General features: G+C 73.6%; 21 protein-coding genes. 8 read left to right on the forward strand and 13 right to left on the reverse strand.

All coding sequences use genetic code 11. The annotated features are described in order from the left end of the window. Positions 1-205 precede the first annotated feature (205 nt). Positions 206-1,732, forward strand: a complete 1,527-nt coding sequence (lnt, locus tag ACZ37P_RS35390; protein ID WP_467350535.1) for an apolipoprotein N-acyltransferase — start codon at positions 206-208, stop codon at positions 1,730-1,732. Here lnt and ACZ37P_RS35395 read toward each other — a convergent pair. Further along, complete coding sequence (locus tag ACZ37P_RS35395) at positions 1,704-2,624, reverse strand: Gfo/Idh/MocA family protein (RefSeq protein WP_401854830.1); 921 nt, start codon at positions 2,622-2,624, stop codon at positions 1,704-1,706. The genes lnt and ACZ37P_RS35395 overlap by 29 nt on opposite strands. Positions 2,625-2,830: 206 nt before the next feature. On the opposite strand from ACZ37P_RS35395, the gene ACZ37P_RS35400 reads away from it, so the two are divergent. Then, complete coding sequence (locus ACZ37P_RS35400) at positions 2,831-3,319, forward strand: hypothetical protein (protein WP_467350537.1); 489 nt, start codon at positions 2,831-2,833, stop codon at positions 3,317-3,319. 103 nt (positions 3,320-3,422) lie between these two features. Here the strand turns inward: ACZ37P_RS35400 and ACZ37P_RS35405 are convergent, their stop codons facing one another. From ACZ37P_RS35405 to ACZ37P_RS35435, 7 genes are all read right to left on the reverse strand, one after another. Beyond that, on the reverse strand, positions 3,423-3,959 hold the full coding sequence (locus tag ACZ37P_RS35405; protein WP_467350539.1) for a hypothetical protein: 537 nt from the start codon (positions 3,957-3,959) through the stop codon (positions 3,423-3,425). Positions 3,960-3,986: 27 nt separating this feature from the next. Continuing rightward, on the reverse strand, positions 3,987-4,667 hold the full coding sequence (ung, locus tag ACZ37P_RS35410; RefSeq protein ID WP_355335794.1) for a uracil-DNA glycosylase: 681 nt from the start codon (positions 4,665-4,667) through the stop codon (positions 3,987-3,989). Between the two features lie 157 nt (positions 4,668-4,824). Next, positions 4,825-5,790, reverse strand: coding sequence for an aldo/keto reductase (locus ACZ37P_RS35415; RefSeq protein WP_467350540.1), 966 nt, complete (start codon positions 5,788-5,790; stop codon positions 4,825-4,827). Between the two features lie 159 nt (positions 5,791-5,949). Then, entirely contained in the window at positions 5,950-6,708 is a 759-nt protein-coding gene (locus ACZ37P_RS35420) for an SDR family oxidoreductase (RefSeq protein WP_391125567.1), read from the reverse strand. Between the two features lie 57 nt (positions 6,709-6,765). After that, positions 6,766-7,527: a 3-oxoacyl-ACP reductase FabG gene (fabG, locus tag ACZ37P_RS35425; RefSeq protein ID WP_391051157.1), complete on the reverse strand. Its 762-nt coding sequence runs from the start codon at positions 7,525-7,527 to the stop codon at positions 6,766-6,768. A gap of 165 nt (positions 7,528-7,692) precedes the next feature. Beyond that, the gene (locus ACZ37P_RS35430; RefSeq protein ID WP_355335651.1) at positions 7,693-8,076 is read right to left on the reverse strand and encodes a DUF3037 domain-containing protein; all 384 of its coding nucleotides are present in this window, start codon (positions 8,074-8,076) and stop codon (positions 7,693-7,695) included. Further along, positions 8,073-8,894 (reverse strand): HipA family kinase, encoded by an 822-nt coding sequence (locus ACZ37P_RS35435; protein WP_355335654.1) that lies wholly within the window; start codon positions 8,892-8,894, stop codon positions 8,073-8,075. Before ACZ37P_RS35435 ends, ACZ37P_RS35430 begins: the two co-directional genes overlap by 4 nt. Before the next feature lie 30 nt (positions 8,895-8,924). On the opposite strand from ACZ37P_RS35435, the gene ACZ37P_RS35440 reads away from it, so the two are divergent. Together ACZ37P_RS35440 and ACZ37P_RS35445 are read left to right on the forward strand one after the other, a co-directional pair. Continuing rightward, a complete protein-coding gene (locus tag ACZ37P_RS35440) occupies positions 8,925-11,072 on the forward strand; it encodes a S9 family peptidase (protein ID WP_467350543.1) in 2,148 nt (715 codons plus the stop codon). Positions 11,073-11,148: 76 nt separating this feature from the next. Then, complete coding sequence (locus tag ACZ37P_RS35445; RefSeq protein ID WP_401854844.1) at positions 11,149-11,679, forward strand: Rieske (2Fe-2S) protein; 531 nt, start codon at positions 11,149-11,151, stop codon at positions 11,677-11,679. Between the two features lie 168 nt (positions 11,680-11,847). On the opposite strand, the gene ACZ37P_RS35450 is transcribed toward ACZ37P_RS35445, so the two are convergent. Further along, positions 11,848-12,477, reverse strand: a complete 630-nt coding sequence (locus tag ACZ37P_RS35450; RefSeq protein WP_467350545.1) for an isochorismatase family protein — start codon at positions 12,475-12,477, stop codon at positions 11,848-11,850. A 142-nt stretch (positions 12,478-12,619) separates the two neighbouring features. Between ACZ37P_RS35450 and ACZ37P_RS35455 the strand changes: the two genes are divergently transcribed. After that, positions 12,620-13,114 (forward strand): pyridoxamine 5'-phosphate oxidase family protein, encoded by a 495-nt coding sequence (locus tag ACZ37P_RS35455; protein ID WP_355335666.1) that lies wholly within the window; start codon positions 12,620-12,622, stop codon positions 13,112-13,114. An 83-nt stretch (positions 13,115-13,197) separates the two neighbouring features. On the opposite strand, the gene ACZ37P_RS35460 is transcribed toward ACZ37P_RS35455, so the two are convergent. Then, positions 13,198-14,103, reverse strand: a complete 906-nt coding sequence (locus tag ACZ37P_RS35460) for a LysR family transcriptional regulator (protein WP_355335669.1) — start codon at positions 14,101-14,103, stop codon at positions 13,198-13,200. Positions 14,104-14,175: 72 nt separating this feature from the next. On the opposite strand from ACZ37P_RS35460, the gene ACZ37P_RS35465 reads away from it, so the two are divergent. Next, positions 14,176-15,315 (forward strand): DMT family transporter, encoded by a 1,140-nt coding sequence (locus ACZ37P_RS35465; RefSeq protein ID WP_467350547.1) that lies wholly within the window; start codon positions 14,176-14,178, stop codon positions 15,313-15,315. Here ACZ37P_RS35465 and ACZ37P_RS35470 read toward each other — a convergent pair. Further along, on the reverse strand, positions 15,306-16,655 hold the full coding sequence (locus ACZ37P_RS35470; protein ID WP_401308081.1) for an aminotransferase class I/II-fold pyridoxal phosphate-dependent enzyme: 1,350 nt from the start codon (positions 16,653-16,655) through the stop codon (positions 15,306-15,308). The two genes, ACZ37P_RS35465 and ACZ37P_RS35470, sit on opposite strands and share 10 nt — an antisense overlap. A 35-nt stretch (positions 16,656-16,690) precedes the next feature. Between ACZ37P_RS35470 and ACZ37P_RS35475 the strand changes: the two genes are divergently transcribed. Both ACZ37P_RS35475 and ACZ37P_RS35480 read left to right on the forward strand, forming a co-directional pair. Further along, positions 16,691-17,365 (forward strand): pyridoxamine 5'-phosphate oxidase family protein, encoded by a 675-nt coding sequence (locus tag ACZ37P_RS35475; protein ID WP_391162920.1) that lies wholly within the window; start codon positions 16,691-16,693, stop codon positions 17,363-17,365. 10 nt (positions 17,366-17,375) lie between these two features. Beyond that, positions 17,376-18,062 (forward strand): FMN-binding negative transcriptional regulator, encoded by a 687-nt coding sequence (locus ACZ37P_RS35480; RefSeq protein ID WP_467350549.1) that lies wholly within the window; start codon positions 17,376-17,378, stop codon positions 18,060-18,062. A 5-nt stretch (positions 18,063-18,067) separates the two neighbouring features. Here the strand turns inward: ACZ37P_RS35480 and ACZ37P_RS35485 are convergent, their stop codons facing one another. Together ACZ37P_RS35485 and ACZ37P_RS35490 are read right to left on the reverse strand one after the other, a co-directional pair. Next, positions 18,068-19,045, reverse strand: coding sequence for a DMT family transporter (locus tag ACZ37P_RS35485; RefSeq protein WP_401308087.1), 978 nt, complete (start codon positions 19,043-19,045; stop codon positions 18,068-18,070). A 625-nt stretch (positions 19,046-19,670) separates the two neighbouring features. Continuing rightward, positions 19,671-20,630 (reverse strand): EamA family transporter, encoded by a 960-nt coding sequence (locus ACZ37P_RS35490; protein WP_355335685.1) that lies wholly within the window; start codon positions 20,628-20,630, stop codon positions 19,671-19,673. Between the last annotated feature and the right edge of the window lie 11 nt (positions 20,631-20,641).

A 20,641-nucleotide genomic window follows, 5' to 3' on the forward strand; every position in this document is an offset into this window, starting at 1 on the left:
GGGTGCGCGGCGACGCGCGGGCGACGGCAGGGACACGGCGGCACGGGGGATGGCGGCATGCGGACGACACGCCGTCGTCCGCATGCCGCCATCCGCGCAGGGTAGGCCGGAGCCAGGAACGCCGGAGCGGATTCGGCGCGGATGGCGGCGTGCGGACGGAACAGGGCGGAACAGAGCGACAGTGAACGGCGGCGAGGGAGCACGCATGACGGTGACGGCCCAGGAGCAGCGGTCACGGCTGTCCTCGCCGTGGGCGCGCGGGCTGGGCGCCGCCGCCGCCGGGGCGCTCCCGGCGCTCGCCTTCCCCGCGCCGTCGCTGTGGTGGCTGGCGTACGTGGCGCTGGTGCCGTGGATGCTGCTGGTGCGCTCCGCGGGCAGTGCGCGGCGGGCGGCGCTGGACGGCTGGCTGGGCGGCGCGGGCTTCATGCTGGCGGTGCACCACTGGCTCTTCGCGAGTCTGAACGTGTTCATCGTCGTGCTCGCCCTGCTGCTGGGCGCGCTGTGGGCGCCGTGGGGCTGGCTGGTGCGCAGGCTGCTCGGCGAGGGCACCGGGTCGCGGCGGGCCGCGGCGGCGATGGTGCTGGTGCCGTGCGGCTGGCTGATGGTGGAGCTGGTGCGCTCCTGGCAGTATCTCGGCGGCCCCTGGGGACTGCTGGGCGCCAGCCAGTGGCAGGTGCGGCCCGCGCTGCGGCTGGCCTCAGTCGGCGGGGTGTGGCTGGTCAGCCTCCTGGTGGTGCTCGTCAACACCGCGCTGACCGCGCTCGTCGCGGTGCCCGCCGTCCGCAGGCCCGCGGCGACCGCGCTGGCCACGGCCGCCGTGCTGACCGGCATGGTGTGGCTGTGGGCGCCGCACCCGCAGCAGTCCGGCGCCGTGCGGGTCGCGGTCGTCCAGCCGGGCATCGTCGTGGGCCCCGAGGCCCGGGTCGACCGGCAGGTGGCGCTCACCCGCGGCCTGGTGGGCAGCCACCCGGATCTCGTGGTCTGGGGCGAGAGCAGCGTCGGCTTCGACCTCACCTCCCGGCCCCAGCTGGCGGAGGAGCTGGCGGCCCTCTCCCAGCAGGTCGGCGCCGACATCCTGGTCAATGTGGACGCGGAGCGCGCGGACGGCACGGGCATCTCCAAGACGTCGGTGCTGATCGGCCCGGACGGCGTCACCGGACCCACGTACGACAAGATGCGGCTGGTGCCGTTCGGCGAGTACATCCCCTTCCGGTCGCTGCTCGGCTGGGCCACCTCGGTCGGCAAGGCCGCGGGTGAGGACCGGCAGCGCGGCGACCACCAGGTCGTGATGGACACCGGAACGGTACGGATCGGGCCGCTGATCTGCTTCGAGTCCGCCTTCGCCGACATGAGCCGCAATCTCGCGGACAAGGGCGCCCAGGTGCTGGTGGCGCAGTCGTCCACGTCGTCGTTCCAGGGGTCGTGGGCGCCCGCGCAGCACGCCTCGCTCGCGGCACTGCGGGCAGCGGAGAGCTGGCGGCCGATGGTGCACGCGACCCTGACCGGGATCAGCGCCGTCTACGACGCGAACGGCCACCCGGTCGGGCAGCGGATCAGCGAGAGCGGCAGTACGGCGCGGGTCTACGCGGTGCCGCTGGCCACCGGCCGCAGCCCGTACGACCGGTTCGGCGACTGGGTGCCGCGTCTGGCGCTGCTGCTGGTCGTGCTGGCCGCCGCCTACGAGATCCGGCGCGTGGTGCTGGTCAGGCGGTCAGCTCCCGGACCTCGGTGACGACCCGCTCGCACAGTTCGTGAGTGCGCAGCGCGTCCTGGGCGTCGAGGTGCTTGCCCGCGCGGACGGCGTCGAGGAAGGCCAGGGTGATCTGCTCGATGCCGCGCTGCCGGGCCACCGGCACCCAGTCGCCCCGGCGGCGTACCGTCGGCTGGCCCTTGTGGTCGATGACCTCGGCGAGATTCAGCACCTGGCGGCGGGTGTCGTCACCGCTGACGTCCAGGCTCTCCTCGGTGGACCCGCTCATCCGGTTCATGGAGCCGATCGCGGTGAAGCCGTCACCCGACAGGTGCAGCACGATGTGGTGGACGAGGCCGGCACGGACCTTGGCGGAGACGTGGACGTCCCGGACGGTGCCGGGGGCCAGGAAGCGCAAGGTGTCGACGACGTGGATGAAGTCGTCGAAGATCATCCCGCGGGCCTCTTCGGGGAGGCCGACGCGGTTCTTCTGCATGAGGATCAGGTCGCGCGGGTGGTCGAGACACTGCGCGTAGGCGGGCGCGTAACGGCGGTTGAAGCCCGCCATGAGCGGGACGCCGCGCTCCTCGGCGAGGGCCACCAGTTGCCGTGCGCCGTCCAGATCGCGGGCGAGCGGCTTGTCGACGTAGACGGGGACGCCCGCTTCGATCAGCCGTCCGGCGATCTCGACGTGGAGGTCGGTGGGCGCGTGCACGAAGGCGGCGTCGAGGCCCTGGCCGAGCAGCGTGTCCAGCGAGGTGTGGCGGTGCGGCAGCCGGTAGGCGTCGCCGATCCGGTCGAGGGTCGCCGGGGTGCGGGTCTGGAGGTGCAGTTCGAGGTCCGGCTGCGAGGCGAGGACCGGCAGATACGCCTTCTGCGCGATGTCACCGAGCCCGATCACGCCGATCTTCCGTGGGGCGCTGCCGGATGCCATGCGCTGCTCCTGTCGTTCCTTCTCGCGGTGTCCCCGCAGCATACGGGGACGGTTCGGGGAAGCTTCCGGGGCCTTCGGGGAGCGGGCGTACGGCGCGGACCCGCGACGGACCGGCCCCGGACGGGTGAGCGCGCGGTACGCCCCGCCCGGCCGCTCACCCCTGCGGGGCATACCCGGCTCCGCCATGGTTCGGCACAGTTGTCGGAATGCGCCGCCTACCCGTGGTCGTGTTCCTGGTGGCGGCCTCCGCCGCGGCCGGGTGCACCACCGTCTCCGCTCCCCCGGCCCCCGTCCCCGTCCCCGCTCCCGTGCCCGGCAGGGCCGCGCCGCGGGTGGCGGCGCCGGACGGCGGGCCGCTGGTGCCGCGGCCCGACCATGTGCTGCTGGAGACGGCCGAGCCGGATCCGGCCCCTTCCAGGACACCCTCGCCCGAGCCGGAGCGCGGTGCCGGTGGGCCGGGCGGCCGACCGGGCACGGGCCCGTACTCCGCGGGTTCAGGGCCGCGGCCTGGCCGTGAGCCGCGGCACCGGCCGGTGCCGCACTCCCGCTCGGTGCCGCCGCCGAGGTCCCTCCCGCGCGGACCGGCAGCAGCGCTGCCCGGCGCCGCCGACGTCTGCGCGCTGGGCGAGACCTACGGCGGCTGGGCGAAGGACGGGGACGCGGCCCGGATCTGCCGTCAGTCCTACGGCCGGTGAGCCGGGCCGGACGGGCGGCACGGCTCGCGTCGGCTGACGGCCGAAGGGTGACGGGGGACCGCTGACCCCTGCCCCCTGACGGCTCACGGCTCACGGCTCACGGCTACGGAAGCTGGTCGGAGCCCAGCAGCCGCAACTCCATCCGGGCCACGGCGGCCCGCACCCCGTCCCCGTACGCGTCGTCGGCGAGCGCGTCGCACGCCTTGCGGGCCAGGCCGAGGTGGCTGCGGGCCAGCCGGTCCTCTTCCACCTTCGCGTAGGAGGCGGCGAGATTGAGGTGGAGCGAGGGGTAGAAGCCGCGGATCTGCGCGGCGCCGGTGGAGCGGCCGGGGCTGTCAGGGCCGCCGGGGCTGTCGGGGCCCCCGCGGGGCTCGGTGCCGCCGCGCGCCGTGACGGCGTCGGCGGCCCGCAACGCCCGCAGGTCCCAGGCCAGTTCGTCCTCGGGGTCGTCCTGCGTGTCGGCCATGTAGTGCGCCAGCGTGCAGCGGTGCAGGGGGTCGCCCCGCTCCCCGATCTCGTCCCACAGCGCGCCGAACCGGGTTCTGGCCTCCTCCCGGTCCCCGGCGTGCAGCAGCATCACGACCTGTCCGATCCTGGTCATGATCGCGTCCGGTCCACCCGGCTCGTCCCGTCGCTCCACCCGAGCCTCCTCGCCTCACCCACGAAGCTAACTCGCGGACGCCCCGAGATCGGGGATGCGCCAGTCGATCGGGGTGTGCCCCTGGTCGGCGACGGCCTTGTCGATCTGGGTGAAGGGGCGGCTGCCCATGAAGAGCTTCGCCGACAGCGGCGAGGGGTGCGCGCCCTGGACGACGGCGTGCCGCTCGGTGTCGATCAGCGGCAGCTTCTTCTTCGCGTAGTTCCCCCACAGGACGAAGACGGCCGGGTCGGGGCGGGCCGCCACGGCCTTGATGACCGCGTCGGTGAACTTCTCCCAGCCCTTGCCCTTGTGCGAGTTGGCCTCGCCCTCGCGGACCGTCAGCACCGCGTTGAGCAGCAGGACACCTTGGTCGGCCCACGGCATCAGATAGCCGTTGTCCGGAATGGGGTGGCCCAGCTCCTCCTTCATCTCCTTGAAGATGTTCCGCAGCGAGGGCGGTGTCTTCACGCCGGGCCGCACCGAGAAGCACAGCCCGTGCCCCTGTCCCGCGCCGTGGTACGGGTCCTGACCGAGGATCAGCACCTTGACGCGGTCGAACGGCGTCGCCTCCAGCGCCGCGAAGACCTCGTCGCGCGGCGGGAAGATCCGGTGCTCCTCCCGCTCGGCCTCGACGAATTCGGTGAGCTGCTGGAAGTACGGCTTGTCCAACTCCTCGCCGAGAACGGTCTCCCAGGAGTCGGGCAGCATGCTGGGCACGTCAGGAACCTCCGGCAATCGATCCGTTTGCTACTGCCCCAGAACGTACCGCCACCCACTGACAACCCCGCACCTCCCGGCCAACTCACCGGCCGGCCCGCCGATCAGCTCGCCGATCGGCGTCGGCCGCCTCACCCGCCCGCCGCGCTCAGACGGCGTCCAGCCGGGCCCGCAGCTCCGGGTCCAGGTCCAACTCCACGGCGCCCAGGGCCTCTTCGAGCTGCGCGAGGCTGCTCACCCCGACCACGGGAACCACCGGCAGCGCGCCGCCCATCTGCCAGGCCAGGACGACCTGGTTGGGCGTCGCGCCCGCCTCGGCCGCGACCTCCCGCAGCACTTCGAGCCTGCGGTGCGACAGGGGGTGGTCGTACTGCGCGAGCAGTTCCTTGTCGGTGCGGGTGTAGGCGCCGCTCATCAACGGCCCGTACGCCATCAGCGTCATGTCGTCGTTCGAGGCGACCAGGTCCTGCATGTCGTCGCGGGCGTACCACTGCGCGCCCCACTCGCCGCCCGGCACGGGCCACAGGTAGGTGTAGCGCTGCTGCACGCACGTGTAGCCGGGCAGCCCGTGGTCGGCGGCGTACTGCCGGGCCGCGCCGACGCGCCAGGCGGCGTGGTTGCTGCATCCCAGGACGCGGGTGCTGCCGCCGCGCACGACGTCCGCGAATGCCTGGACGGTCTCGGCCATCGGCACGTCGCGGTCCTCGACGTGCGCGTAGTACACGTCGACGTGGTCGGTGCCCAGCCGCCGCAGGCTGCCCTCGATCCCGGCCTCAATCACCTTGGCCGACAGCCCTTCCCAGGCGTCGGGCCACACGGCGGTCGATCCGACGGGCGGCCGGGCCCCGACCTTGGTGGCGACGACGGTACGGTCCCGGGCGCCGCGGCTGTGCAGCCAGCGGCCGAGCAGCAGTTCGCTCTCGTCGCCGGTGCCGCCGGGGGCCCAGACCGAGTAGTTGTTGGCGGTGTCGACGTAGGTGCCGCCCGCCTCGGCGAAGCGGTCCAGGATCGCGAAGGACGTGGCTTCGTCCACGGTCGTGCCGAACGGCAGGATGCCCAGGCACAGGGCGCTGACCTCGGGCCCCGCGCCTCCTGCGAGTGTGCGGTAACGCATGTGCGGTCTCCGTAATCCGTAACGTGGGAAGTCCTCGGCGGGCGACCGTCGCGGTCACCCACACGAGGACTGTGCACGTTGGAGTACGGACGAAGGCAAGCCCGCGCGTCCGGGCCGCGTTCGTACGGGCCGGCTCGCGGACCCCTCGGACGGCCGCCGCTACGCGACCCCCGCCTGGAGGAAGAGCCCGCCGTCGAGGACGAGATTCTGCCCGGTGATCCAGCTCGCCTGGTCGGAGAGCAGGAAGGCGGCGGCGCCGCCGATGTCCTCGGGCAGACCGAGCCGTTTGAGCGGGTACGCGGCCGCGGCCTCCGCCTCCCGGCCCTCGTACAGCGCGGCGGCGAATTTCGTCTTCACCACGGCGGGCGCGACGGAGTTGACCCGGACGCCGGGCGCCATCTCCGCGGCGAGCTGCACCGTGAGGTTGATCATCGCGGCCTTGCTGATGCCGTAGGCGCCGATGAGCGGTGAGGGGGCGAGGCCCGCGACGGAGGCGACGTTGACGATCGCGCCGCCGTTCTCCTTCTGCCACGCCTTCCACGTCTGCTGGGCGAAGCCGAGCGCGGAGATGACGTTGGTCTCGTACACCTTGCGGGCGACGCCGAGGTCGAGGTCGGCGAGCAGCCCGTAGACCGGGTTGGTGCCCGCGTTGTTGGCGAGGTAGTCGACGCGGCCGAACGCCTCCATGGTGCGTTCCACGGCGACGGCCTGGTGCGCCTCGTCGTGGGCCTTGCCCGCGACGCCGATGGCGCGGTCGGCGCCGAGCTTCTCGACGGCTTCCTTGAGCGCGTCCTCGTTGCGCCCGGTGATGCACACCCGGTCGCCGCGGGCGACGAGGGCTTCGGCGATGCCGTAGCCGATGCCCCGGCTGGCGCCGGTGACGAGGGCGACGCGCCCGCTGTCGGGGGGCTGGGTCATGGTCTGGGGCCTCCGGCCTGTCGGTTGTGGGGTGTCACTCGGTCGGCGCGGCGCGCGTCAGTCGAGCGGGCCACCGGCCACGTACAGGACCTGGCCGGACACGAAGCCGGCCTGCTCGCCGGTGAAGAAGGCGATGGCGTTCGCGACGTCGTCGGGGACGCCGACCCGCTGGACCGGGATCTGGGTGGCGGCGGCGGCCTTGAAGTCGTCGAAGCCCATGCCGACGCGCGCGGCGGTGGCGGCGGTCATGTCGGTGGCGATGAAGCCGGGCGCGACGGCGTTGGCGGTGACGCCGAACTTGCCGAGTTCGAAGGCGAGGGTCTTGGTGAAGCCCTGGAGACCGGCCTTGGCGGCCGAGTAGTTGACCTGGCCGCGGTTGCCGAGCGCGGAGGACGAGGAGAGGTTGACGACGCGGCCGAACGCGGCGTCCACCATGTGCTTCTGGACGGCGCGGGTCATCAGGAAGGCGCCGCGCAGGTGCACGTTCATGACCGTGTCCCAGTCGGACGCGCTCATCTTGAACAGCAGATTGTCGCGGAGCACGCCCGCGTTGTTCACCAGGATCGTCGGCGCGCCCAGCTCCTGGACCACCTTGGCGACGGCCGCCTCGACCTGCGCCTCGTCGGACACGTCGGCGCCGACCGCGATGGCCCTGCCGCCCGCCGCGGTGATCGTCTCGACGGTGTCCTTGCAGGCGCTCTCGTCGAGGTCGAGTACGGCGACGGCGCGGCCCTCGGCGGCCAGACGCACCGCGGTGGCGGCGCCGATTCCGCGCGCGGCACCGGTGACGATCGCGACGCGCTGCTCGGTGGTGGACATCTGATCTCCTCAGCCCTGTGGTGCGGCGCCGTCCGTGCCCGGCCCGCGCCTGGCACATGAGCGACCGCTTAGTAGGTCCCGTTGCCGAAACCGTAGGAGCGCCGTGACCCTGTGTCAACGCCACCACGGCCGATGTGGCTCAGGGCACGGCTTTGACGAGATGGCTCAGCGCACCAACAGCTCCAGCAGCCGGTCCGCCTCCCGGCCCGCGTCCGCGGTGAGACCGGTGTGGATCGGGCCCGGCTGCACGATGGTGCTGCGCGGCGCGGTGAGCCAGCGGAAACGGCGTCCGGGGTCGTCCCCCGCCGCCTGTCCCGCCCGCTCGCCGCCCTCGCAGATGTCCTCGTAGCCGCGCAGCGCCACCCGCACGCCGAGCACGTCCACCTCCGCGTCCAGGCAGCGCAGCCTGGCCTCGTCCAGGTGCACACGGGCCCCGACGAAGCCCTGCGCGCGGCAGTACACCAGCACGCCCGCGTTGATCATCTCGCCGCGCTCGATCCGCGGCACCACGCGCACCAGCGCGTACTCGAAGACGTCCCGGCCGGTCACTGGGCGTTCTTCCCCTCGACCCAGGTCCGCAGCCACTCCGGCGGCGGCTGTTTCTCCTCCTGCCGGGGCGCGAGCGTGGTCCGCAGGTGTACGTCCCCGGCGCGGGCCAGCAGCAGCTCGCGGTAGGCGCGGCGTACGTCGTCGGGCGAGTCGAACCCCGGCTCGTCGGTCAGCCACTCGTCGGGGACCAGCGCGGTCACCTCGGCGAGCAGCGCGTCGGTGACGAGTGGCCCCAACTCGGCCGCCGCCGCGGCCGGATCGGGCGAGAAGCGGGACAGCGCGTGGTCGGCGGCGTTGTACGGCTTGTCGGAAGCGGCGCGCGCCGTACGCCAGTTGTGGTGCCAGATCAGTGAGGCGCCGTGGTCGATGAGCCACAAGTCCCGGTGCCAGACCAGCATGTTAGGATTTCGCCACGATCTGTCGACGTTGCCGATGAGCGCGTCGAACCAGACGATGCGGCTCGCCTCCGCGGTGTCCACGGGGAAGACCAGTGGATCGAAGCCGAGAGATCCGGGCAGGAAGTCCATTCCGAGATTGAGCCCGCCGCTCGCCTTCAGCAGATCCTGGATCTCCTGGTCGGGCTCGCCGGGCGCGATGGCCGGATCGAAGTGGAAGCGCACCAGCTCCGGCACCCGCAGCCCCAGCCGCCTGGCCAGCTCGCCCGCGATCACCTCGGCGATCAGCGCCTTGCGGCCCTGGGCCGCGCCGGTGAACTTCACGACGTACGTACCGAGATCGTCGGCCTCGACGACACCGGGCACCGAGCCGCCCTCGCGCAGCGGCGTCACATAGCGGATGCCCGTCACTTCTCTCAACATCGCTCCAGGCTAATGGGCCAGAGTCCCCTTATGGACACCGATAACCCGGCACCTGACCTCGCGCGTGACCCGGCGCGCGCCCCGCTCCGTACCCCTTCCGGCGACCTGCCCCGCCAACTCGCCCGCACCCAGCGCTTCTCGCTCGGCGTGCCCCGCTCCTTCACCCTCTCCCCCGACGGCGGGAGGCTGCTCTTCCTGCGCACCCGCGGCGGCGAGGACCGTACGAGCTGTCTGTGGCTGCTCGCGGACGGCGAGGAGCGGCTGCTGGTCGATCCGGACGCGCTCGGCGCCGCGCCGGGCGAGGTGCCGGAGGCGGAGCTGGTCAGGCGTGAGCGGACCAGGGAACGCAGCGGCGGCATCGTCGCGTACGCCACCGACGCCGCCGCGCGCACCGTCGTCTTCGCGCTGGACGGCGCCTTGTGGACGGTGCGGACCGACGGCGGCGCGGCGCGCCCGGTCGCCACCGCCGGGCCCGTGGTCGACCCGCGGCCGGACCCGGCCGGGCGGCGCGTGGCGTATGTGACGGAGGGCGCGCTGCGGGTGGCAGACCTCGACGGCGGCGCCGATCTGCTGCTCGCCGCGCCGGAGACCGCGGACGTGACGTGGGGGCTCGCCGAGCACGTGGCGGCGGAGGAGATGCACCGGTACCGCGGCCACTGGTGGTCGCCCGACGGCGCCGCGGTCCTGACCGCCCGCGTCGACACCGCCCGCGTCCGACGCTGGTGGATCTCCGACCCGGCCGATCCCGCCAAGCCGCCGCGCGCGGTGCCCTACCCGACGGCGGGCACGGCCAACGCCGACGTCTCGCTGCACCTGCTGGGTCTGGACGGGACGCGCACCGAGGTCCGCTGGGACCGCGCGGCGTACGAATATCTGACGAGCGCGGACTGGGACGCGCACGGCCCGCTGCTGGCGGTCCAGAGCCGGGACCAGCGGACGGTACGGGTGCTCGCCGCCGACCCCGGCAGCGGCGGGACGCGGCTGCTGCACGAACAGCGCGACCCGGCGTGGGTGCAACTGATCCCCGGCACGCCCGCCAGGACCGCGTCCGGCGCGCTGGTGCACACCGCGGACACCGGCGGGTCCCGGCGGCTGACGGTCGGCGGCGAGCCGGTGACGCCGGACGGTCTGCACGTCCGCGAAGTCCTCGGCGCGGCGGGCGAGTCGGTGCTCTTCACCGCCTGCGACGAGCCGACCGAGGAGCACCTGTGGTCGTACGACCGCGAGCGCGGCCTCGTACGACTCAGTTCCGGTCCCGGCGTGCACACCGGCCTGTGCGCGGGCGGCACGCTGCTGCTCGACTCCCGCACCGAGCGCGGCCACCGCACGACGCTGCTGCGCGACGGCGGTCAGGAGACCGCGGTCGGCTGCCTGGCAGCGGAGCCCGTCCTGACCCCGCGCGTGACCTGGCTGCGGGCCGGCGAGCGGGAGATCCGTACGGCGCTGCTGCTGCCGTCCTGGTACGAGCCGGGCGGCGGGCCGCTGCCGGTGCTGGTCGCCTCCTACGGCGGGCCCGCGATGCGGCTGGTGACGCGCGGCGGGGGCTGGTCGATGTACGAGGCGCAGTGGTTCGCCGAGGAGGGCTTCGCGGTGGTCGTCGCGGACGGGCGCGGCACACCGGCGCGCGGCCCGGCCTGGGAGAAGACCGTGCGCGGTGACTCGCTCAGCGCGCCGATCGAGGACCAGGTCACGGCGCTGCGCGCGGCGGCCGAGCACTGCCCCGACCTCGACCTCGGGCGGGTCGGGATCCGCGGCTGGTCGTACGGCGGCACGCTGGCCACCGCGGCGGTGATCCGCCGGCCCGAGGTCTTCCACGCGGCGGTCAGCGGCGCGGCGCCGAGCGACCAGCGGCTGTACGACACGCACTGGCGGGAGCGCTTCCTCGGCCACCCGGACGAGGAGCCCGCCGCGTACGACCGCTCGTCGCCGATCGGCGAGGCCGCGGACCTGCGGCGCCCGCTGCTGCTGGTGCACGGCATGGCGGACGACAACGTGGTGGTGGCGCACACGCTGCGGATGTCGGCGGCCCTGCTCGCGGCGCACCGCCCGCACCAGGTGCTGCCGCTGTCGAACGTCACGCACTCGCCGACGGACGAGACGGTGGTGGAGGGACTCCTGAGGCACCAGGTGAACTTCTTGCGTGCGGCGTTGAACGTTCCGGAGCGGACGCCCGTATGAGACAGCACGCGTGACACCACGCTGCCGGGCGGTGTCCCTCCGCCGCCCGGCCCCCCGAACGGACAGGACGCACCTCATGGCAGAGACCCCCCGATTCTCCGTGCCTCCCACGCGTCGCGGCTTCGTAGCGGCGGCGGGCGGCGTGGGACTCGCCGCGGCCTTGGCCGCCTGCGGCAGCTCGGACGGCTCGTCGAACGCCGCCTCCGACTCCGCGTCGCCGTCGGACGCCGGGGCGCCGACGACCTCGGCCGGCGCGGACCCCACCACGTCGGACGCGGGCACGGCGCCCACCTCGTCCGCGGCCTCCGGTGGCGGCGGCACCGCGCTCGGCAAGACCTCGGACGTCCCGGTCGGCGGCGGGAAGATCTACGCCGACCAGAAGGTGGTCGTCACCCAGCCGACCGCCGGGCAGTACAAGGCGTTCTCCTCGACCTGCACCCACTCGGGCTGCCAGGTCGGCAGCGTGTCCGACGGCACGATCAACTGCCCTTGCCACGGCAGCAAGTTCCACGTGGCCGACGGCAGCGTCGCCAGCGGCCCGGCGACGAGGCCGCTGCCTTCGGAGAACGTGACGGTGTCGGGTGACCAGGTGATGCTCGGTAGCTGATCGGTCCGGACCTATGACTTACGGGCTCACGGGCTCACGGGTCTACGGGCTTACGTCGTCGGCTGCGGTGCCGGGCGCGGCGGGTGGGTGCCGCGTCCGGCGCCGTGCGGCGACCGGAATCCGAGGCGGCCAACGACGCTTCGGGGCAACGGTGTTGTGGCGCTCGCGTCACCGCTTCCAGGCGGCCAGGATGTCGTCGGTCGTGGTCACCGTGGCGACCAGCGACAGGCTGTGCCGGACGACGGCCGCCGCGTAGTCGGCGGGGACTCCGGCGACGGCGTCGGCGGGCAGCACGACGTCGTAGCCGAGGTTGACGGCGTCGAAGACCGCGTTGGGGATCGCGATGTTGAGCGAGACCCCGGTGACGATCAGGGTCCGGCAGCCGAGGTTGCGCAGCAGCGCGTCGACGTCGGTGCCCGCGATCGGCGAGAGGCCGTGCAGCCGGGTGACCGTCAGATCGGTGTCGGCGACCGGGATCTCCTCGGTGAGCCGTACGGCGTCGGTGCCGTCGAGCTGCTTGACCGGCAGCCGGTCGGCGGCGCGGAACAGCCGGGCGTTGCGGTTGGCGCCGCGTCCGTCCGGGCGGCGGATCGCGACGGCGTGCAGGACGGCGGCGCCCGCGGCGTGCGCGCCCGCGACCAGGCGGCCGACGCGGTCCAGCACGCCCGAGTCGCGTGCCGCGGCGGCCAGTTCGGGCAGCGCGCTGTCGCTCCCGACCACACCACGCTGGCACTCGACGGTCAGCAGCGCGGTGGTCGCGGGCCGCAGCAGTGCGGCGAGGCGGTCGGCGGAGGTCATGGCGCGCACCATAATTGACGGTCCGTCAGATCGGAAGGGATCAGGGGCTGGACCCTCGCCGTCCGGTGCCGGATGATTCCGGCGGAGGACCTGACATGGGATCAGCTCCTCGTCAGCCATGGGCGATGCGCACGGAGGTGCCATGACCGCCACCCAGCGTCGGGGCCGCAGGATCATGATGAGCGCTGCGGAGATCGACGTCTTCCTCGCCGGACACCGCACCTGCCGGGTCGCGACCGTCTCGCCGGACGGCCGTCCGCACGCGGGCGCCCTGTGGTTCGCCTGGGACGGCACCTCGCTCTGGCTCTACTCCCTGGTCCGCAGCCGCCGTTGGGCCGACCTGCGGCGCGACCCGCGGATCGCCGTGGTCGTGGACGACGGCGAGGACTACGGCGAGCTGCGCGGCGTCGAGCTGTCCGGCTCGGTCGACTTCGTCGGCGAGGCCCCCCGTACCGGCGTGCCGCACCCCGAACTCGACACACCGGAACGCCTTTTCTCCGAGCGGAATTTCGGCCTGCCCGCGATGCCGCACGACGGACGGCACGCGTGGCTGCGGCTGACACCGGAGCGGGTCGTCTCGTGGGACTTCACGAAGATGGCCGCCGCGGCGGCCAGGCCGGAGCCGGGGCGCCCCTGAATCCACCGGCCGGCGCGAGCCCCACCGTCGGACCGGACTCCGGAGGCCACTGCGGGCCGAACTCCGTACCGCTTCGCCGGGGGTCAGTCGCCCACGCGTCCCGCCGAGCGGCGCAGGGCCTCGACCGCCACGCGAATCGCGGGGCGGCGGTCCGCGTCCTCGCGCCAGACGGCGTAGACATGGCGGCGCATGGTGTGCTGGACGGGGGCGATGCGGACGCCCCCCGGCATCGGGTCGCGGCCGAGACGGGGCATGACGGCGACGCCGAGACCGGCGGCGACGAGCGCGAGCACGGTGGCGTGCTCCTCGGCGTGGTGCGCGATCCGCGGTTCGATGCCCTTGCCGCGCAGGGTGAACAGCAGCCATTCGTTGCAGAAGCCGCCGTCGGGCCAGGCGATCCAGTCCTCGTCGATCAGTTCGTCCAGCTCGATCTGGTCGCAGCCCTCCAGCCGGTGCCCCACGGGCAGCGCGATGTCGGCGATGTCGTCGACGAGGGGCGCCTTGGCGAGGCCGCCGGGCAGCGACAGCGGCTTGTTGTACCAGTCGAGGACGACCGCGAGGTCGATGTCGCCGCGGGCCAGCCGGGCCAGCGACTCCTGCGGCTCCAGCTCGTGCACGACGGTCCTGAGCTGCGGGTGCTCGCGCCGCAGCGCGTTCAGGGCGTCGGGGAACAGGCCCCGGACGGCGGTGGGGAAGGCGCCGGCCCGCAGTTCGCCGACGGCGGCGCCCCGGTGCGCCTCCAGGTCGGCGTGCGCCAGCTCGACCAGGGACAGTATCCGGTCGGCGTGCCCGGACAGCAGTCGTCCCGCGTCGGTCAGCCGTACCCCGCGGCCGTTCTTCGTGAGCAGGGACTGGCCGGTCTCCCGCTCCAGCTTCGCCATCTGCTGCGACACGGCCGAGGTCGTCACACTCAGCACGTCCGCCGCAGCGGACACCGAGCCGTAGGTGTCGATGGCGTGCAGGACGCGCAGGCGCTCCAGACTCAACATGTTAGTAATCCTACGTCGTCCGTGTACAAATTCTCGCTTGTTCTACGAGGTCGAACGCGCCATCGTAGTCGCATGACCGCACCCGCCGAGCCCAGGACAGCCGCTTCCGCTCCCGTCTCCCCGACGCCCGCCTCCTCTTCGCCCCGCTCCGGCCGGACCTCGCGCCGCATACCGCGCAGGACCGTCGACTGGCGGATCCGCTTCGCCGCGCTCGGCCTGGTCTGGGGCTTCAGCTTCCTGTTCATGAAGGTGGGCAACGAGGCGTTCGCGCCCCTCCAGGTCACGCTCGGCCGGATGGTCTTCGGCACGGCGGTGCTGGCCGTGGCTGTCGCGGTCAAGCGGGAGCGGCTGCCGCGCGGACCGCGCGTCTGGCTGCACCTGGCGGTCGCCGCGGTGCTGCTCAACGCGCTGCCGTTCTCGCTCTTCGCCTACTCCGAGCAGACCATCCCGTCGATGCTGGCGGGGATATGCAACGCGGCGACACCGCTGTTCTCGATGCTGGTGTCCGTGGTCGCGCTGTCGGAGGACCGGCCCTCGCGGCAGCGCTTCGCGGGAGTCGGCCTCGGCTTCATCGGCGTGCTGACCGTGCTCGGCGCCTGGCAGGGCTTCTCGGGACAGGACCCCAAGGGCACGATCATGGCGCTCACCGCGGCCTTCAGCTACGCGGTCGGCTGGGCGTACGTGCGCCGCACCCTGTCCGGCACGGGCAGCTCCCACCTGGCCATGTCCGCGAGCCAGTTGAGCCTCGGCACCGCGCAACTGCTGCTGGTCACGCCGTTCTTCACCTCGATGCCCGACGCGTACCCGCTCAAGTCGGTGCTGTCGGTGCTGGCGCTGGGCGCGCTCGGCACCGGGGTCGCCTTCCTCATCCAGTACGGCCTGGTCGCGGAGAAGGGGCCGACGATCGGCTCGATGGTCACCTACCTCATCCCGATCGTGGCCACCGCCGCCGGTGTCCTGCTGCTCGGCGAGGCACTGAGCTGGAACGAGCCGGTCGGCGCCGCCGTCATCCTGATCGGCGCGGCCCTCACCCAGCGCCGCCCCAAGGCCGCGCCCGCACCGGAACCGGACCCGGCCGCCGTGCCCGTGGAGGCCGAGGTCCGGCTCCAGACGCTGATACGGACGGAGGGCGCGCTGCCCGCCGCGGAGCCCCGGTCCGCGGCCGAGCCCGCGGCGAACGCACCCGCTTCGGCCGTCAGGGCTCAGCCGTAGCGGCCCGCGCCTGACGCCGCGCCCGGCCCCGCCGGGCGCAGTACGGCGGCGACGGCGTCGGCCAGCGGGACGACGTCGGCGGGGGCGAGCGCGGAGACGGTCAGCCGGATGCCCGGCGGTGAGGCCAGCCGGAAGCGGGCGCCCGGCGCCACCGCCCAGCCGCGCTGGAGCAGCCCGGCCACCGCGCCGGTCTCGTCACTGACCGGCACCCATACGTTCATGCCGCTGCGGCCGTGCGCCGTGATCCCGCGCTCGGCCAGCGCCCGCACCAGACCGTCGCGCCGCTCCCCGTAGGACCGCGCGGTGCGGGCCGGATCGACGGCGCCGGACTCCCAGAGGTGGACGACGGCCCGTTGCAGCAGGTGGCTGACCCATCCGGCGCCGAGGCGGTGCCGCCCGCGCACGCGGTCGACGGTCACGGCGTCGCCGGTGTAGAGCGCGAGCCGCAGGTCGGGGCCGTACGCCTTGGCGGTGGATCGGACCAGCGCCCAGTGGTCGGTGACCCCGGACAGGCAGTGCAGCGGCAGGTCGACCAGACCGTGTACGTGGTCGTCGTCGATGACCAGCACCTGCCGGTGGTCGGCGAGCAGGGCGCGCAACTCGCCGGCGCGGGCGGCCGAGACGGCCGCGCCGGTCGGATTCTGTCCCCGGTCGGTGACGACGAGCGCCCGGGCGCCCGCCCGGACGGCCCGCGCCACGTCCTCGGTGAGCGGTCCCTCGTCGTCCACGCCGACGGGGACGGCGCGCAGCCCCATCGCCGGCACGAGGTCGAGGGTGCTGCCCCAGCCGGGGTCCTCGACGGCCACGGCGTCGCCGGGCCGCAGATGGGCGGCCAGGAGGCGCTCGATGGCGTCCAGCGAGCCGGAGGTGATGCCGATCGGCCCGCCGGGAACGCCGTCCGCGTCGAACGCGGCGCGGGCCGCCGCCGCCAGTTCGGGATCGACCGGGACGGCGCCGTAGAGCGCGGGTGCCTCCGCGTGGCGGGCTGCGGCGGCGGCGAGCGCCCCGTCGAGCGGCGGCAGCAGCGCGAGGTCGGGGTTGCCCGAGGCGATGTCGCGGACGCCCGCCGGGACGTCGATCCGGATCTCGTCACGGGGCGCGGTGGCGGGCCGTGACCGTACCCGGCTGCCGCGCCGCCCCGCCGTCTCGATCACCCCGCGGTCGCGCAGCAGCCGGTAGGCGGCGGCCACGGTGTTCGGGTTGACGTCCAACTCCTGGGCCAGTTCCCGCAGCGGCGGCAGCGCCTCACCGGGACGCAGCGCGCCCGTGCCGACCGCGCTCTCGACGCTGGCGGCGATATCCGATGCGCCCCGACCTGTGATCCGGTAATCTCCTAGCACAAACCTTATTATGCACTAGTGCAAAGGATCTCGCCATGGCCTCCGCACCTCCCGTCGGATATCCGCCCACCGACCGCACCGTCCCGACCCGCAGCCGCGAACGCGCCGCGTACGACCGGGAGATGGTGCACGGCATCCTGGACGAGGGCTATGTGTGCCACCTCGGCTTCATCCGCGACGGCGCGCCGGTCGTGCTGCCGACGCTCTACGCCAGGTCGGGCGAGCGGCTGTACGTGCACGGTTCGACCGGGTCCCGGCCGCTGCGCGGGGCGCGGGCCGACGACGGGCTCGCGGTCTGCCTCACCGTCACCCACGTCGACGGCCTGGTGCTGGCCCGGTCCGCCTTCCACCACTCGATCAACTACCGCTCGGTGGTGGTGCACGGCATCGCCCGCCAGGTGACCGACCCGGCCGAGCGGTCGCTCGCGCTGGACGCGATCGTCGAGCAGGCCGTGCCCGGACGCGCCGCCGACTCCCGCCGGGCGGACGCGAAGGAGCTGGCCGCCACCGCCGTCATCCGGCTCGACCTGCTGGAGGTCTCGGCGAAGCTCCGCACCGGCGGCCCCAACGACGAGCCGGAGGACATCTCGCTCCCCTACTGGACCGGCGTGGTCCCGGTCGCCAGGACCTACGGCGCCCCGATCCCGGCGGACGACCTCGACCCGTCGATACCGCTGCCCGGCTACCTGCCCGGCCGACCGGGAAAGTGAGGGCCGCGGCATGCTAATCCACCCCTGGGACGCGCCCACCTCCGACAGCGAGTGGCAGGAGTGGCTGGCCGTCCACGACTTCGGCCAGCTCACCGTCAACGGCCTCGACGGAGAGCCGCCGTTCGTCCAGCCGCTGCACTTCGCCTACGACCCGCGGGCCGGCGCCGACGGCCCCGGACCGGCCGGGCTGGGCGAGGCCGTCACGCACCTCGCCCGCCCGAACCCGATCTGGCGGGCCCTGGAGGCGAGCCCGCGGGTCACGCTCAGCGTCGTGGACGACTACACGTTCATCCCCGGCCCCTGGCACACGCCCGAGGGCGCCCCCACGGAACACGGCACACCGACCAGCTTCTACGCCGCCGTCCTGCTGTACTGCACCGCCCACATCGTGGACGATCCGCAGCTCAAGGCCGACCTCCTGCGGCGCCAGGTCGGCCACTTCCAGCCCCGCGGTGGCACCGCGCCCGTGGAACCGGGCCAGGAGCCGTTCGGCCGCATGCTGCCCGGCATCCGCGGTATCCGCCTCGACGTCACCGACGTACGGGCGAAGTTCAAGTACGGCGGCAACAAGCCGGAGCGGATGCGGCGGCGCGTCATGGACCTGCTCGCGGACCGGGACGGGCCGCACGACGCGGCGGCCCGTACCCATCAGATCCGCCGCCTGTCCGCGGCGGCCGACGCCGGGACCGGCGTCTGAAGGGTTCACCCCACGGGCGCCGCCCTCCGCTGCGCCGACGCGGACCTGGCCTCCTCGAGACCGAGACCGGTCACGGCCGCCAGCAGGATCACGGTGCCCGTCACCGTCGCGGCCGTGAGATGTTCACCGAGCAGTGCCACGGCGATGACGGCCGCCGAGACCGGCTCGATCAGGGCGATCACCGAGACGGTCGCGGCCCGCAGGACCGCGGCGCCCGCGAAGTACAGTCCGTACGCGGCGGCCGTCGGCACCGACGCCAGGTAGCAGAGCAGCAGCACCGTACGGCCGAGCCCCGCCGCCTGCGGCAACAGCCCCTCGGCCCAGGCCGCGGGCAGCAGCGCCACCGCGCAGATGCCGAACGACCACAGCGAGGTGTCCAGCGGGTCGCCCGCCGAGCCCGTGCGCCCCAGCCACCGGGTGAGCAGCGTGATCGCCGCGTACCCCGTGGCGGACAGCACCGCGAGCAGCACACCGAGCGGCCGTACGCCCGTACCGCCGTCGCCCAGCACCAGCACCGCGAGGCCGCCGAGCGCGCCCGCCACGGCCGCCGTACCGCCGCGCCCGAGCCGCTCCCCCATCGCCAGCCGCGCCACGACCGCGATCAGCACCGGGCCCGACCCGAGCGTCACCACTGTGGCCACCGCAAGCCCGGTGGACTTGACCGCGCAGAAGTACGCGGTCTGAAAGAGCGTCAGGCCCGCTCCGGTGACCAGGATCCGCACCGCCTTGCGCCGCCGCGGCTCCGCCCGCACCACCCGCACCGCGGCGGCCGGACGCACCGCGCGCACCGCCGACAGCAGCAGAAAGCCGCCGGCCGCCCGCCAGAAGGTCAGCGACAGCGGGCCGAGCCCGCTCCCGTCGTACAACAGCGCCGCCGCGGCGCCCGCCGTGCCCCAGGCGGTGGCCGCGAAAACGACATAGATCAGGCCCCGGTTCGTCGACAGGGCAGCGTCGACCGGGGTGTGGACATGCGTGAGTGACACGAGAATTCTCCCGCGGAAGAGGTGGGGTGAGGTCGCCGGTCGCCATATGCGGACAGCGGCGACCCGGCCGTTCACCTCGAACGCGAGTCACCGCGCCGGGTCCGGCCCCAGGTCTTCCGAAATGTCGCCGCCCGCGTCAGACGGCAGGAGGCGGGAGAACGGTGAGATGCATGGGGGGAAGCTTACGTGAGGGGGGTGGGGTCGGGGGGGTGGGCTCGGGGGGGTGGGCTCGGGGGGGAGGGTGAGGGCAGGGCGGTGGAGAGAGGCGGGTTGGGGGGCGGGGGGCTCTTGCGGGGGGCAGGGGTGCGGGTCGCCCACTCGCGTCAGGTCACCGGTACGGCGAACCGTGCGTGGGAGCCCTCTTGCGCAGGCGCACCGTCCTTCCCTTTTTTTGCCGCCCTCTCGCCTCCGGCGGCTTAGATCCGGTGTCGACGCTCCTCTTCGACGGTCGCTCGTTCCTCGCTCCCTGCTCATCGTCGCTTTCGACACCGGCGCCGCCTTCGGCTCGCTGGCTACCGGCGAACCCCACCGCGCAGCGGTCCCGTAGGGGCGCAGCCCCTCGTGCAGGGGCACCCGTGCGGCGAACCCCGGCGCGGAGCGGTGCTCGGTGGGGAGGCGTTTGGCGCTAGGCGTCGGCCAAGTCGGGTTCCGGGAGGGGGTCCGGCGTCGCCGCCGGCTTGGCGCGGCTGGCCGTTTGGGCCGTGAAGGCGCCCGCCAGGACGAGGGCGCCGCCGACGACCTGGGCGGCGCCCAGGTGCTCGTCGAGGAGGACCCAGGCGAGGACGGTGCCGACGATGGCTTCGAGGGTGGCGACGACCCCGGCGATCTGAGGGGTGAGGCGGCGGACGGCGAGGACGCCGGCGAGGTAGGCGACGACGGTGGAGACGAGGACGATCCAGGCGACGAGGAGAACGGCCGGGACCTCGCGCTCACCGAGCGCGGACTGCTGCCAGACGATCGCCCAGTCGATGTTCCAGGGGCGGGCGACGACCGAGAGGACGGCGGTGCCGACGAGGAGGCCGTAGGCGATGACGGCGATGGGTTCCGGCGCGTCCGCGCTCTCCGCGCCGTCGTCGGCGAGGACGAAGTAGGCGACCTGGCAGCAGGCGGCGCCGAAGGCGAGGAGCAGGCCGAGCGGGTCGAAGGCCAGGCCGGACCAGATCTCGACGACGGCGGCCATGCCGGCGATGGCGAGCACGACACCCAGGGCCGCGGACCGGCTGACGGGGCGGCGCTGGACGAAGCGGACCCAGCCCAACAGCAGGGCGGGGCCGAGGAATTCGACGAGGATGGCGACGCCGACCGGGATGCGGGAGATGGCCACGAAGTACAGGGCCTGGCAGCCGGTGATGCCGAGGAGGCCGAACCCGAGGATCAGTCCCGGCCTGCGGCGGGGCAGTTCGCGGTGGCGCAGGGCGATGGGGAGCAGGATGAGCGCGGCGCCCGCGACGCGCATCCAGACCACGTGCAGCGGGTCGAGCCCTGATTCGATCAGCGGTTTGGCGGCCACGCCCGAGCCGCCGAAGGCGAAGGCGGACACCAGAGCGAGCCCGAGGCCCCCGTTTCGCCGCTGAGTTACGTGCATCGGGTCATGAT

The sequence above is a fragment of the Streptomyces sp. NPDC024632 genome (assembly GCF_055559175.1).